The organism is Xanthomonas sp. 1678 (assembly GCF_031455575.1).
GTDB lineage: Bacteria > Pseudomonadota > Gammaproteobacteria > Xanthomonadales > Xanthomonadaceae > Xanthomonas_A.
The window spans coordinates 1-12,849 of record NZ_JAVDSZ010000003.1; the positions used below are offsets into that span (position 1 = coordinate 1).

The 12,849-nt window shown below is 69.9% G+C and carries 12 protein-coding genes; 7 read left to right on the plus strand and 5 right to left on the minus strand.

Features of this window, described 5'->3' with window-relative positions; genetic code table 11:
- Positions 1-116 precede the first annotated feature (116 nt).
- The gene (locus tag J2Y70_RS06200; protein ID WP_309914743.1) at positions 117-1,145 is read right to left on the minus strand and encodes a glycoside hydrolase family 43 protein; all 1,029 of its coding nucleotides are present in this window, start codon (positions 1,143-1,145) and stop codon (positions 117-119) included.
- A 258-nt stretch (positions 1,146-1,403) separates the two neighbouring features.
- Positions 1,404-2,435 (minus strand): EF-P beta-lysylation protein EpmB, encoded by a 1,032-nt coding sequence (gene epmB / locus J2Y70_RS06205; RefSeq protein WP_309914746.1) that lies wholly within the window; start codon positions 2,433-2,435, stop codon positions 1,404-1,406.
- A 101-nt stretch (positions 2,436-2,536) separates the two neighbouring features.
- Here epmB and efp point away from each other — a divergent pair, with 101 nt between their 5' ends.
- From efp to J2Y70_RS06240, 7 genes are all read left to right on the plus strand, one after another.
- On the plus strand, positions 2,537-3,103 hold the full coding sequence (efp, locus tag J2Y70_RS06210) for an elongation factor P (RefSeq protein WP_263397942.1): 567 nt from the start codon (positions 2,537-2,539) through the stop codon (positions 3,101-3,103).
- Positions 3,104-3,261: 158 nt separating this feature from the next.
- Positions 3,262-3,912, plus strand: coding sequence for a TMEM175 family protein (locus tag J2Y70_RS06215; protein ID WP_309914751.1), 651 nt, complete (start codon positions 3,262-3,264; stop codon positions 3,910-3,912).
- A 25-nt stretch (positions 3,913-3,937) separates the two neighbouring features.
- On the plus strand, positions 3,938-5,272 hold the full coding sequence (locus J2Y70_RS06220; protein ID WP_309914754.1) for a TRZ/ATZ family hydrolase: 1,335 nt from the start codon (positions 3,938-3,940) through the stop codon (positions 5,270-5,272).
- Positions 5,273-5,327: 55 nt separating this feature from the next.
- Positions 5,328-6,047, plus strand: a complete 720-nt coding sequence (ubiG, locus tag J2Y70_RS06225; RefSeq protein WP_309914756.1) for a bifunctional 2-polyprenyl-6-hydroxyphenol methylase/3-demethylubiquinol 3-O-methyltransferase UbiG — start codon at positions 5,328-5,330, stop codon at positions 6,045-6,047.
- A 49-nt stretch (positions 6,048-6,096) separates the two neighbouring features.
- A complete protein-coding gene (locus J2Y70_RS06230) occupies positions 6,097-6,834 on the plus strand; it encodes a phosphoglycolate phosphatase (RefSeq protein ID WP_309914760.1) in 738 nt (245 codons plus the stop codon).
- A gap of 22 nt (positions 6,835-6,856) precedes the next feature.
- Positions 6,857-7,558, plus strand: a complete 702-nt coding sequence (locus J2Y70_RS06235; protein WP_309914763.1) for a phytoene/squalene synthase family protein — start codon at positions 6,857-6,859, stop codon at positions 7,556-7,558.
- A gap of 744 nt (positions 7,559-8,302) precedes the next feature.
- Positions 8,303-9,820: an FAD-dependent oxidoreductase gene (locus J2Y70_RS06240; RefSeq protein WP_309914766.1), complete on the plus strand. Its 1,518-nt coding sequence runs from the start codon at positions 8,303-8,305 to the stop codon at positions 9,818-9,820.
- Between the two features lie 114 nt (positions 9,821-9,934).
- Here the strand turns inward: J2Y70_RS06240 and J2Y70_RS06245 are convergent, their stop codons facing one another.
- The 3 genes from J2Y70_RS06245 to J2Y70_RS06255 form a co-directional block, all read right to left on the minus strand.
- Positions 9,935-10,435: a MarR family winged helix-turn-helix transcriptional regulator gene (locus J2Y70_RS06245; RefSeq protein ID WP_263397949.1), complete on the minus strand. Its 501-nt coding sequence runs from the start codon at positions 10,433-10,435 to the stop codon at positions 9,935-9,937.
- A gap of 154 nt (positions 10,436-10,589) precedes the next feature.
- Positions 10,590-11,411, minus strand: coding sequence for an ethanolamine ammonia-lyase subunit EutC (gene eutC, locus J2Y70_RS06250; protein ID WP_309914770.1), 822 nt, complete (start codon positions 11,409-11,411; stop codon positions 10,590-10,592).
- Positions 11,412-11,421: 10 nt separating this feature from the next.
- The gene (locus J2Y70_RS06255; RefSeq protein ID WP_309914773.1) at positions 11,422-12,816 is read right to left on the minus strand and encodes an ethanolamine ammonia-lyase subunit EutB; all 1,395 of its coding nucleotides are present in this window, start codon (positions 12,814-12,816) and stop codon (positions 11,422-11,424) included.
- Positions 12,817-12,849 lie beyond the last annotated feature (33 nt).

Sequence of the window (12,849 nt, forward strand, 5' to 3'; positions counted from 1 at the left end):
GTGGGGGCGTCACCCGCGGCCCGGGCGGTATGGTTTCGGCCGGGGGGCGCCCCCCCCCGCTCCTACAGAGGCGATGGCAACATCGCCGGCATCGCCCTGGCTATTCGCATCAGGCCTCATCGCGCGACGTCTGGAACCGACACTCCGGCCTCGGTTTGCAGCACCGGCTGCATGGTCCCGTCCGGGTTGTAATGCAGGTATTCGACCGTCACCGCACGCCGGCCGATCGCGCCGTTCAAGTCGCCGATCGCCAGGGTCGCGTTGTGCAGGAACAGGTACCAGCGGTCCTTGAACTCCACGATGCCCGGGTGGATGGTGAAGCTGTACTTGCCCGAGCCGGTCAGTTCGCCGCGATACGTCCACGGCCCGGTGAGAGCGGGCGCGGTCGAATAGGACACGTGTTCGTCGCGCTGCGTGTCCCGGTCCAGCGAGGCGTAGGTGAGGTAATACAGATCGCCGCGCTTGTGCAGCCAGGGGCCTTCCTCGAAATGCGGCGGGGTGATCTCGCGGATCGGGCCGTCGATCTCGATCATGTTCGGCTTGAGCTTGGCCAGATAGCACTGGCGATTGCCCCAGGCGATCCAGGTGGTGCCGTCGTCGTCGGTCAGCACGGTGGGGTCGATGTCTTCCCAGCTGTGCGTGCCCTTGGGCGTCATCGCATTGGTGATCAGGGCCGAGCCGCGCGCATCCACGAACGGGCCGGTCGGCGTGTCCGCGACCGCGACCGCGATGGCCTTGCCCGGATGCGTGGCGTCGTGCTCCACCGCCGCGTAGAAATAGAACTTGCCGTTCTTCTCGATGGCCTGCGACGCCCACGCGTCCTGCTTGGCCCACTTGAAATCCTTGACGCGCATGATCGGGGCGTGGGCGGTCCAGGTCTTCATGTCCTTGGTCGAATAGACCAGCCACTCGCGCATGGTGAACATCTCGTCGCGCTGCGCCTCGTCGTGGCCGACGTACAGATACAGCGTGTCGCCGACCACCAGCGGCGCAGGATCGGCGGTGAATTTGTCGCGGACGATCGGATTGGCGCCGGCGGCCGGTTTGGGCTCGGCCGCAACCGCGCCGGCTGCTGCCGCCGCAAGCAGCGCCAGGAGTCCGAAACGGCATTGCCGGTGGCGCCAGGTCATCGTCAAGACGTTCATCGAGGTCTCCTTTGGTAGCGCTAGCATCGCGATGCTAACTCACTGGGAGCCGGGACCGGGGACCGGGGACCAGGGACCCGGAACAGCGAGTTCCCGAGGCTGCAAGATTCCGAAAAAAGCCACGCGGATGGCGGCTTTTCTAATTTTGCATAGAGCTGCCAACGATGGCGTCGCGATCGTCCTCAGCGCACGGCTTTGCTTTTCCGGGTGCCCGGTCCCTGGTCCCCGGTCCCGGCGCAGCCACCGCTGCGCCCGCGCCTACAGCGCGCGCTTGCCCGTATCGCCAGGAATCTCGCGCACCAGCTTCGGCACCAGATAGCCGGACAGCCGCGCGGCCAGGGCCTGGTGCAGCGCGCGCGCGGTCGCGTCGTCCACTTCGAAATGGGCCACGCCCTCGACCCGGTCCAGCTGGTGCAGGTAGTACGGCAGCACGCCGGCGGCGAAGCTGCGCTCGCTCAGGGCGGCCAGCGCCTCGACGCTGTCGTTGACCCCACGCAGCAGCACCGCCTGGTTCAGCAGTTGCGCGCCGGTACTGCGCAACTGCGCCAGCGCCGCATCGACCCCGGCGTCGAATTCGTTGGCATGGTTGGCATGGATCACGAACGCCAGCGGCCACGGCAGCGCGCGCAGCCAGGCCAGCAGCGGCGCATCGACGCGCTCGGGCAGCACCACCGGCAGGCGGCTGTGGATGCGCAGCCGCTTGAGCTGCGGAATGGTCGCCAGCGCGTCGGTCAGCTCGGCCAGCTTGGGCGTGGCCAGCGACAGCGGATCGCCGCCGGACAGGATCACCTCGTCGATGTCCGGGTCGGCGGCGATCGCCGCCACCGCCTCGCGCCAGCCGTCGCGCGCCGCGGTTTCCTCGGCATACGGGAAGTGGCGGCGGAAGCAATAGCGGCAGTGCACCGCGCAGCTGCCGGTGGCGACCAGCAGCGCGCGGCCGCGGTATTTCTGGATCACCCCATCGGCCTTCTTCGCCGCGGCGTCGCCGACCGCGTCCAGCGCGAACCCCGGCACCCGGCGCAGTTCGGCGTCGATCGGCAGCACCTGGCGCAGCAGCGGATCGTGCGGGTCGCCATGGCGCATGCGCGCGACGAAGCCGCGCGGCACGCGCAACGCGAACTGCGTCGCAGCCTGTTCGGAGACGCCGAGCGCCTGCGGGTCCAGTCCCAGCAGCGCCAGCAATTCATGCGGGTCGCGCAACGCATCGCGCCACAGCTGCTGCCAGCGCGGCGGGGCCAATACGGTGGGGGACGGGGACGGCTGCATCGGGCGGGGGGCTGCGGTTATCATATGCGGTCATAAAACGAGCGCCCGCCGGTTGCGGCGGGGCTTCCCATTCTATCCGGCCGGCCGCCGAACGCGGCGGGTTTGCCTTACCCGAGGAGTTTCAGATGGCCAGCTACGGCATGAACGACGTCAAGAACGGGATGAAGATCCTGGTCAACAGCGAGCCCGCGATCATCACCGATACCGAATACGTCAAGCCGGGCAAGGGCCAGGCCTTCACCCGCATCAAGTACCGCTTCATCAAGTCCGGGCGCGTGGTCGAACTGACCATGAAGGCGACCGACAGCCTGGAAGCGGCCGACGTGGTCGATACCAACATGCAGTACCTGTACACCGATGGCGAGTACTGGCACTTCATGCAGCAGGAAACCTTCGAGCAGGTGCAGGCCGACAAGGCCGGCGTCGGCGAAGCGGCCAAGTGGATCAAGGGCGAGGAAGACTGCGTGGTGACGCTGTGGAACGGCACCCCGATCCAGGTCACCCCGCCGAACTTCGTCGAGCTGAAGATCGTCGAGACCGATCCGGGCGTGCGCGGCGACACCTCCGGCGGCGGCGGCAAGCCGGCCACGCTGGAAACCGGCGCGGTGGTGCGGGTGCCGCTGTTCGTCGGCCAGGACGAAATCATCAAGGTCGATACCCGTTCGGGCGAGTACTTCTCGCGCGTCAAGTAAGCCGACCGCCTGCGCGGCCGGCGGCGCTGCGCCGCCTGCCGGCAGCGGCGGCGGCCGGCGTCGCACGGCCGCGTGCGTCGCCGTGCCGCCACGTATCTGCAATGCCGAATCGCCGCACCGCGATCGCGGCCGATCCGTTTCCAGGAAATCCCGCGACGATGAGCCACGCCGACAGCGCCGACGCCAAGTACCCGCACGACCGGGTCGTGTTCTTCAGCGATGCGGTGTTCGCCATCGCCATCACCCTGCTGGCGGTGGAGATCAAGGTGCCGGGGCATGCCCAGGTCGAGGCCGCCGGCGGCATCCTGGCCGCGTTGCACGGGATGTTGCCGCTGTTCATCGGCTTCGCGGTGAGCTTCCTGGTCACCGCGCTGTTCTGGAAGTCGCACCTGCAGCTGTGCCGGCATATCCGCCAGTTCGACGACCGGCTGATCTGGCTCAACGTGCTGCAGCTGCTGCTGATCGGCCTGCTGCCGTTCTCAACTGCGCTGTATTCGGACTACTTCGGCAGCCACCAGGCGTTCGCGGTGTATTGCGCGCACCTGGCCGCGATCGGTGCGGCGGCCTTGCTGATGCACGCCTACGCGGTGCGCAAGGAGGGCCTGGTGCAGCGGCTGGGCGCGCTGCAGGCGAGGGCGATGACGCTGCGCGTGGCGATCGCGCCGGTGGTGTTCGCGCTGTGCATCCCGCTGGCGATGGTCGCACCGGTGCTGGGGCGGCTGGGCTTCGTGGCGGTGTTCGTGCTGCAGTGGGTGGTGATGCGCGTATACCGGCGGCGCATCCTTCTTCAGGCGGCCGCGGCGACTTGATTCTTCCTTTTCCAGAGCACTTGCGATGACCTCCATTCCCGAATCCTGCGACCTGCTGATCGAAGCCGGCTACGTGGTCCCGATCGAGCCGCATGCGGTGGTGCTGGAGGATCACGCGGTGGCGGTGCGCGGCAGCGAGATCGTCGCGGTGTTGCCGCGCGCCGAGGCGCACGCGCGCTTTTCCGCCGCGCGCACCGTGTCGCGCCCGGACGCGGCGCTGCTGCCGGGCCTGGTCAACGCGCACACCCACAACCCGATGACGCTGCTGCGCGGCATCGCCGACGACCTGCCGCTGATGGTGTGGCTGCAGCAGCACATCTGGCCGGTGGAGACCGCGGTGATTGGCCCGGAGTTCGTCGCCGACGGCACCGCGCTGGCGATCGCCGAGATGCTGCGCGGCGGCACCACCTGCGCCAACGAGAACTACTTCTTCGCCGACGTGCAGGCCGCGGTGTACAAGCAGCACGGCTTCCGCGCGCGGGTGGGCACGGTGATCATCGATTTCCCGACCGCCTGGGCCAAGACCTCCGACGAATACTTCGAGCGCGCCTGCGAGGTGCACGACCAGTGGCGCGACGATCCGCTGATCGGCATCGCCTTCGCCCCGCATGCGCCGTACACGGTCAACGACGCCAACTTCGAGCGGGTGCGGATGCTGTCCGACCAGCTCGACGTGCCGGTGCACCTGCACACCCACGAGACCGCGCAGGAAATCGCCGACTCGCTCAAGCAGTACGGTCAGCGCCCGCTGGCGCGGCTGGACCGGCTCGGCCTGGTCAACGACCGCCTGATCGCGGTGCACATGACCCAGCTCACCGACGCGGAGATCCACCTGTGCGCCGAGCGCGGGGTCAGCGTGGTGCATTGCCCCGAATCCAACCTCAAGCTCGCCTCCGGCTTCTGCCCGGCCTGCGCGCTGCAGCGCGCGGGGGTGAACCTGGCGATCGGCACCGACGGCTGCGCCAGCAACAACGACCTGGACATGTTCAGCGAGAACCGTACCGCGGCGATCCTGGCCAAGGCGGTGGCCAACGACGCCACCGCGCTGGACGCGGCCAGCACGCTGCGCGCGGCCACGCTGGGCGGCGCGCGCGCGCTCGGCTTCGGCGAGAAGATCGGCTCGATCGAGGTCGGCAAGCAGGCCGACCTGATCTGCGTGGACCTGTCGGCGCTGGAGACCCAGCCGCTGCACAACGTGCTGTCGCAGCTGGTCTATGCGACCGGCCGGCAGCAGGTCAGCGATGTGTGGATCGCCGGCCAGCGCAAGCTGGAGCAGCGCGTGCTGGTGGACATGGACGTGGGTGCGCTGGTCGCCAATGCGCGGCAATGGCGCGAACGCATCCGCAGCGTGCACGCCTGATCCGCTCTACTGCCGTGCCGCGCTGCGCGCGCGGCCCAACCCCCGAGATGCCGCCATGACCGCTTCCGCTTCCAATGCCTCCGTCAACTTCGACCAGGCCGAACTGGACAAGTTTGGTGCCCTGGCGACCCGCTGGTGGGACGCCGACGGCCCGCAGAAACCGCTGCACGCGCTGAACCCGGTGCGGCTGCGCTACGTCGCCGACCGGCTGCCGCTGCGCGGCGCCAGCGTGCTCGACGTGGGCTGCGGCGGCGGCCTGCTGAGCGAGGCGCTGGCCAAGGAGGGCGCGCAGGTCACCGCGATCGACCTGGCTCCGGAGCTGGTCAAGGTGGCGCGGCTGCACCAGCTCGAGTCCGGCGTGGAGGTCGACTACCGCGTGCAGTCGGTCGAGGACCTCGCCGCCGAGCGGCCGGGCAGCTTCGACGCGATCACCTGCATGGAGATGCTCGAGCACGTGCCCGATCCGGCGGCGATTGTGCGTGCCTGTGCGACCCTGCTCAAGCCCGGCGGCCAGCTGTTCCTGTCCACGCTCAACCGCACCCCGGCCGCGTTCGCGCTGGCCATCGTCGGCGCCGAGTACGTGGCGCGGCTGCTGCCCACCGGCACCCACCGTTACCAGGACTTCATCAAGCCGGCCGAACTGGCCGCATGGCTGCGCCAGGCCGAGCTGCAGCTGCACGACGTCAGCGGCATGGCCTACGAGCCGTGGCGCAACCGCGCGCGGCTGTCCACGCGCACCGAGGTGAACTATCTGGCGTGTGCGGTGAAGCCGTGATTGGGGATTCGGGATTCAGGATTGGCAACAGCATGTGTGCGTGCGCGTGATGCCTTCCGATTCCCGAAGCCAGGATCGCGATGTCCAGCCGCTGCAGGCCGGGGCATCCCGGAATTTTCCGCGCGCGGTGCTGTTCGATCTGGACGGCACGCTGCTGGACAGCGCGCCGGATCTGCTGGCTGCGGCCAATGCGCTGCTGGCCGAGCGCGGGCGTGATGCGCTGACCCTGGAACAGTTGCGTCCGGTGGTGTCCAAGGGCTCGCGGGCGATGCTGGGTGTGGCCTTTCCCGAGTTGCCGGCCGCGGAGCGCGATGCGCTGATCCCCGAGTTCCTGCGCCAGTACGAAACCCTGATCGGCCGGCATTCGCAGCCGTTCGACGGCATCGCGACGTTGCTGCAGCGGCTGGAGGATGCCGGCTGCGTGTGGGGCATCGTCACCAACAAGCCCGAATACCTGGCGCGGCTGATCCTGCCGCAGCTGGGCTGGGAACGGCGTTGCGCGGTGCTGATCGGCGGCGACACGCTGGCCGAGCGCAAGCCGCACCCGTTGCCGCTGCAGGTCGCCGCACAGCGCCTGGACCTGGCGCCGGCGCAGGTCGCCTACGTCGGCGACGACGAGCGCGACATCCTCGCCGCGCGTGCCGCCGGCATGGCCTCGGTGGCGGTGCTGTGGGGCTATCGCCTGGACGGCGAGGATCCGCTGGCCTGGCGCGCCGATGCGCTGGTCGCCGCGCCGTCCGACCTGTTCGATGCGAGCGCCTGGCCCGGCGCGCTGCAGCGTCCCTGACTTTCCGGAATCCCGTGATCGCATGAGCAGCACCTCCGCCCTGGATGCCTTCCTCGACAAATGGCGCAGCCGCTGGCCGGAATGGGCGGTGGCCGAAACGTTCGTGCCCGCGACGCAGCGCGTGCGCGCCGTGGCCTGGTTCGCGCTGCTGCAGGAATTCGACGACATCCTCAACATCGCCGGCGATCCGCTGCCGGCCGATGCCAAACTAGCCTGGTGGGGCGAGGAATTGCGCAGCTGGGCCGCGCAACGCTCGCGGCACCCGCTGGGGCGGGTGCTGGAGCCGGTGGCCGCGCCGTGGGCGCAGCTGGCCGAGGCCTTGCCGGGCCTGCTCGCCTCGCGCGCGGCCGCGGCCGATCCGGCGCATGCCTACGAGCGCCTGGAGGCGTTCGCCCTGGCCGCCGCGCAGGTCGAGCGTACGGTGTTCGAGGGCGAGCGCGATGCCGCGTCCGCGCTGGCCACGCAGGTCTTGGCGCAGCGGCTGGCCGCCGCCGGCATCGCCGCGGTGCCGCTGTCGCTGCGTGGCGGCGACGATGCGCAGGCGCAACAGCGCTGGGCGCAGGCCTTGCTGCAGCGCTGGCCGCGACGCGTGGACGGGCCGCGGCCGCGGCGCATCGTATCGGCGCTGGCGCGCGCGCGGATCGCGCAACAGGCCCGTGGCGTGCGCAAGCCGCCGAGCCAGATGGCCTCGCTGTGGCGCGCGTGGTGGGCCGGCCTGGGCTGAGGCCGGGGCAGGGATCGAGCGGCGCCGCGGCGGAGCGCGTGCCGCTCGGTGTCGCCACACGCGCTTGCCGCAGCCGATCGGTGGGAGTAAGTGCGGACGCTGCCGGCGAGTAGCAGCGCGAGCCTGCGCAGTGGATGCGCGCGATCAGGCGCATGACCGCAGGTTTCGCCTGGCGGCGCAATCCAGCTGGCCAACGAGCTACGCCCGACCGGCCGTCATCGGTGCGCGCGTGGCTTGCAATCGCCGCGGTCGCGCGCCGTCCAGTGATGCCAGATACCGGCGTCTGCCTTGGGGCGGACGTGGCGATCGTCTGCGCCCTGCGCCGGGCCAGCAAGTCCATGCCGCAGGGCGGGTAGTGCGCCCGGCGACACTGCAGCGCCATGCCGAGGCGGGGCATGGAGCGGGATGCCCGCACTGCGGATAACGCCGTTGGCGCCTGCAACCCGATCCGAGCCCGTGCAGGGCCGTGCGCGCTTTCATGCGGCTTCGTCTGTCCTTCCATATTCAACCGGGCAGGTCGGCCGGGCGCCGCTGTCGTTCAGAATATGAGTGCAATTTGCACATATTTAGATTTGGTGCCATCATGCACGTGAGGCAGCTGTTGTAGCCGTTGATACCGTAAATAAAAGCACAGAGCGACACGCCAGCGCGCTTGGCTCTATCCGAATCTATAAAATAACGTGCTTTTTGCACTTAACAGGCCGTTCCGCGCCAAATCACGGCGGCCACCGCAAGGACATTGCAATGACCCAGAACTTCGCAAGCGACATCCTGATCGTGGGCGCCGGCGCCGCCGGCCTGACCCTGGCCTTGGACCTGGCCCGCCGCAACCTGCCGTTCCGGCTGATCGACAAGCTGGACGGGCCGTTCCGCGGTTCGCGCGGCAAGGGCATCCAGCCGCGCAGCCAGGAGGTGTTCGAGGACCTGGGCATCGTCGATCGTCTGGTGGCGGCCGGTGGCGTCTATCCGCCGCAGCGCAGCTACCGCGAGGACGGCAGCTACCGCGAATCCGCGCTGGCGGACCAGCACGGGCCCACTCCCGCCGAGCCGTATCGAATCCCGCTGATGGTGCCGCAGTTCCTGACCGAAGCGGTGATGCGCGAGCGCCTGGCCGAACTCGGCAGGTGGCCGGAATTCGGCTGCGAACTCACCGGCTTCGCCCAGGATGCGGACGGCGTGACCGCGCAACTGCGCAGCGCGCAGGGCGAGGAAACGGTGCGCGTGCGTTACCTGGTCGGCGCCGACGGCGGCCGCAGCTTCGTGCGGCGTGAGCTGGGCATCGGCTTCGAAGGCAAGACCCTGGGCGTGCGCGCCGTCGTCGCCGACCTGATGCTGCGCGGTCTGGACCGGCATGCCTGGCACCGCTTCAACGAGGACTCGATGCAGACGCAGTTGTCGCTGTGCCCGCTGATGGGCACGCCGCTGTTCCAGCTACAGGCGCCGGTCCCGCTGGAAGGCGAGGTCGATCTCAGCGCGCAGGGGCTGAACGAGATGATCGTCAGCCGCAGCGGCCGCGGCGATATCGTCGTCGATTCGGTCAGCTGGGCATCGGCGTTCAACATGCAGGCGCGGTTGGCGGAGCGTTACCGCGATCGGCGCGTGCTGCTCGCCGGCGACGCCGCCCACGCCCATCCGCCGACGGGCGGACAGGGCCTGAACACCAGCGTCCAGGACGCCTACAACCTCGGCTGGAAGCTCGCCGCGGTGCTCGGCGGCGCGCCACAGGCGCTGCTGGACAGCTACGAAGAAGAACGCCGCCCGGTCGCGGCGCAGATGCTGGGCCTGGCGACCAGGTTGCTGGAGGCGTCGGCGAGCGGCCCGGTGCGGCGCGGTCGCGAGGTGCAGCAGCTGGATATCGGCTACCGCGGGTCGTCGCTGGCGTTGGAGCGGCCGGCGCGCGATGGCGGCATCCGCGCCGGCGACCGCGCGGCGGACGCGCCGTGTCGCGGCGCGGGTGGGCAACCGCGGCGTTTGTTCGAGCTGTTCCAGGGCCCGCATTGGACACTGCTCGGCTACCACGTCGAACGCGATGCGTGGGTGCCGCCCGCGCGCGCCGGCCTGCATGTCCATCGGGTGGGGCCGGACGCCGACATCGTCGACGATGCCGGGCATCTCCGCGCCGCGTATGGCCTGGCGGCCGGCGACTGGGTGCTGGTGCGTCCCGATGGCCATGTCGGTGCCATCGTCTCGGCGCACGAGGCTGCGGGGCTGGAGGCGTATCTCGGCGCGGTGGGTCTGGCGGCGTACGCGCACGCGGCTTGATCGCTGTCGGCGCCACCCGCAGGCGAGGGCAGCGTTCGAGCGCCAGTCGCAGGCGATGCGGACGATCGTGGCGGCACCGGCGGCGATCTGTGCCGGCCACCACTGGCGTTGGCGCTACGCCGACACGCGCGTGCGGGCGATAGTGCCTTCCCACAACAGCGCGCTGTCGGCCAGCCGCCGCAGCAGCAGCGTCAGCCGCTGTACGTCCTGCTCGCTCCAGTCGGCGAGCATCGCGCTGACGATGCGCTTGCGTGCCGCGTCGATCGCATCGACCATCTCCCGGCCCTTGCCGGTGACCAAAGCCTCATTGACGCGCGCGTCGGTCTGCGCCGCGCGCCGGGTGACCAACTTGAGCTTCTGCAGCTTCGCCACCTGGCGGCTGACGGTGGTGTAGTCGCGTCCAAAGCGCTCGGCCAGCTCGACCACGCCGATCGGGCCGAAGCGGGCGATGCCCACCAGCAGCGGGAACAACGTGCTGTCCAGGGAAATGCCGGCTTCTTCGACCATCGCCGCATCGCCCTGCGGCCGGTTGATCACGCCGACCAGGTCGATCAGCGCGCCATGCAGCATCTGGATCTCGAGGTCGATGGGGGGCGTGGCGGCTTTCTTCGGCACTGGCGCGGACTCTTGCGGAATGGGTGCAATATACATGCAGTGCGCGGGCGCGATGTCCGCCGGTTCCATGCCAGATGTCGGCCACAGTTGTGGCACCGGTGATGCGCGAATGTCGCCGCGAACGATCATGGCGCGAGCGCGCCGCGCCGCACGGCTAGCGCGGCAGCAGGAAATTCGCCGCTGGCGGCGCGTCGCCCTCATGGCCCAGCGCTGCGTCCTGCGCCTCGTCCTTCAGTTGCACGCCGGACAGCCGGCGCCGGCAGGCCTCGCGCATCAGATAGGCCAGCTTGTGTGCGGCCTGCGCATAGCTCAGGCCTTCGCCGCGGATATTGGAGATGCAGTTGCGGCAGGCATCGGTGAGGCCGATGCGCGGGGCGTAGGTGAAATACGCGCCCAGGCTGTCGGGCGAACTCAGTCCGGGACGTTCGCCGATCAGCATCAGCGTCATGCGCACGCCGAGGAGCTCGCCGATCTGGTCGCCGATCGCCACGCGGCCTTGTTCGACCAGCGTCGCCGGCGCCAGCGACCAGCCTTCGGCGGCGGCCAGCGCATCGATGCGCTCGAGCATCGGCAGAGCGTGCCGGTGCACCGCCAGCGCCGACAGGCCGTCGGCGACGATCACTGCCAGGTCGGCAGGTGCGCGCTGTAGCGCCGCGTGGCCGCGCAGCTGGTCGGTCGATTCCTCGCTCAGCCGGCGGCCCAGATCGGGGCGCTGCAGGTAGACGTGGCGATCGTCGGCGGCGCTGCGCAGCAACAGCGGCTCGCGGCCGCGCCGCGCCAGTTCCGCGCGCAGCGCCGCGTGATCGAAGCGCAGGTGCACCGCGTCGCGCGCCTGCGCATGGGCGAACTGGAAATCCAGCTGCGCGGCGGTCGGCAGGCTGGTACCGGCGCGGCCGAGTGCGATGCGCGCCGGCGTCAGCCGGCGCAACGCATGCCAGGGGTCGGCGCGGGCGGGGCGGTCGCTGTCGTCGTGCATCCGCGGTCCCTCAGTCCAATTGCGCCAGCGCGCGCTGGAACGCCGGCGGCGGCGCATCGCCGAGCCGGAAGCGGCCGTTGTCCAGGCGCAGGATGTCCAGCCGTTCCAGCCAGGCCTCGAATTCCGGCGCCGGGCGCAGCCCGAGCACCTGGCGCGCGTACAGCGCATCGTGGAACGAGGTGGTCTGGTAGTTGAGCATCACGTCGTCGGAGCCGGGGATACCCATGATGAAGTTGATGCCGGCGGCGCCGAGCAGGGTCAGCAGCACGTCCATGTCGTCCTGGTCGGCCTCGGCATGGTTGGTGTAGCAGATGTCGCAGCCCATCGGCACGCCGAGCAGCTTGCCGCAGAAGTGATCCTCCAGCCCGGCGCGGATGATCTGCTTGCCGTCGTACAGGTACTCGGGGCCGATGAAGCCGACCACGGTGTTGACCAGCAGCGGCTTGAACCGCCGCGCCACCGCGTAGGCGCGCGCCTCGCAGGTCTGCTGGTCCACGCCGTGGTGCGCGTCGGCCGACAGCGCGCTGCCCTGGCCAGTCTCGAAATACATCACGTTGTCGCCGACGCTGCCGCGCTTGAGGCTGAGTCCGGCCTCGTAGCCTTGCTGCAGCAGCGCCAGGTCGATGCCGAAGCCGGCATTGGCCTTCTGCGTGCCGGCGATGGACTGGAACACCAGGTCCAGCGGCACTCCGCGTTCGATGACCTCGATGGCGGTGGTGACGTGGGTGAGCACGCAGGCCTGGGTCGGGATCTCGTAGCCGGCGATCACCGCGTCGAGCATCTTCAGCAACTCGCAGATGGTCCGGGTGTTGTCGCTGGCCGGGTTGATCCCGATCACCGCGTCGCCGTTGGCGTACAGCAGCCCGTCGAGCACGCTGGCGGCGATGCCGGCCGGGTCGTCGGTGGGGTGGTTGGGCTGCAGCCGCGTCGACAGCCGCCCGCGCAGCCCCAGCGTGTTGCGGAACGCGGTGACCACGCGGATCTTCTGCGCCACCAGCACCAGGTCCTGGATCCGCATCAGCTTGCAGACCGCCGCGGCCATCTCCGGGGTCAGCCCCGGCGCCAGCGCGGCCAGCGCCGCCTCGTCGGCCGCCTCGCCGAGCAGCCAGTCGCGGAAGCCGCCGACGGTCAGGTGCGCCACCGGCGCGAACGCAGCCGCGTCGTGGCTGTCCACGATCAGCCGGGTCACCTCGTCCTCTTCGTAGGGAATCACCGCCTCGTGCAGGAAATGCCGCAGCGGCAGGTCTGCCAGCGCCATCTGCGCGGCGACCCGCTGCGGCTCGCTGGCCGCGGCCAGCCCGGCCAGGCGATCGCCCGATCGCGCCGGCGTGGCCTTGGCCAGCAGGTCCTTGAGGTCGTCGAAGCGCCAGGTCTGGCCGCCGACGCTGTGTGCGAAACCGCTCATGCCGGATCCTCCTGCAGGCGCCCGCGCGCGGCG

What these genes read in the sequence shown, in the direction of transcription:
- eutC (WP_309914770.1), bottom strand. Translation starts at nt 11,411, where the DNA reads ATGCACGACGACAGCGACCGCCCCGCCCGCGCCGACCCCTGGCATGCG.
- J2Y70_RS06235 (WP_309914763.1), top strand. Translation starts at nt 6,857, where the DNA reads ATGAGCAGCACCTCCGCCCTGGATGCCTTCCTCGACAAATGGCGCAGC.
- J2Y70_RS06215 (WP_309914751.1), top strand. Translation starts at nt 3,262, where the DNA reads ATGAGCCACGCCGACAGCGCCGACGCCAAGTACCCGCACGACCGGGTC.
- J2Y70_RS06220 (WP_309914754.1), top strand. Translation starts at nt 3,938, where the DNA reads ATGACCTCCATTCCCGAATCCTGCGACCTGCTGATCGAAGCCGGCTAC.
- J2Y70_RS06200 (WP_309914743.1), bottom strand. Translation starts at nt 1,145, where the DNA reads ATGAACGTCTTGACGATGACCTGGCGCCACCGGCAATGCCGTTTCGGA.
- J2Y70_RS06255 (WP_309914773.1), bottom strand. Translation starts at nt 12,816, where the DNA reads ATGAGCGGTTTCGCACACAGCGTCGGCGGCCAGACCTGGCGCTTCGAC.
- J2Y70_RS06230 (WP_309914760.1), top strand. Translation starts at nt 6,097, where the DNA reads ATGCCTTCCGATTCCCGAAGCCAGGATCGCGATGTCCAGCCGCTGCAG.
- ubiG (WP_309914756.1), top strand. Translation starts at nt 5,328, where the DNA reads ATGACCGCTTCCGCTTCCAATGCCTCCGTCAACTTCGACCAGGCCGAA.
- epmB (WP_309914746.1), bottom strand. Translation starts at nt 2,435, where the DNA reads ATGATAACCGCAGCCCCCCGCCCGATGCAGCCGTCCCCGTCCCCCACC.
- J2Y70_RS06240 (WP_309914766.1), top strand. Translation starts at nt 8,303, where the DNA reads ATGACCCAGAACTTCGCAAGCGACATCCTGATCGTGGGCGCCGGCGCC.
- efp (WP_263397942.1), top strand. Translation starts at nt 2,537, where the DNA reads ATGGCCAGCTACGGCATGAACGACGTCAAGAACGGGATGAAGATCCTG.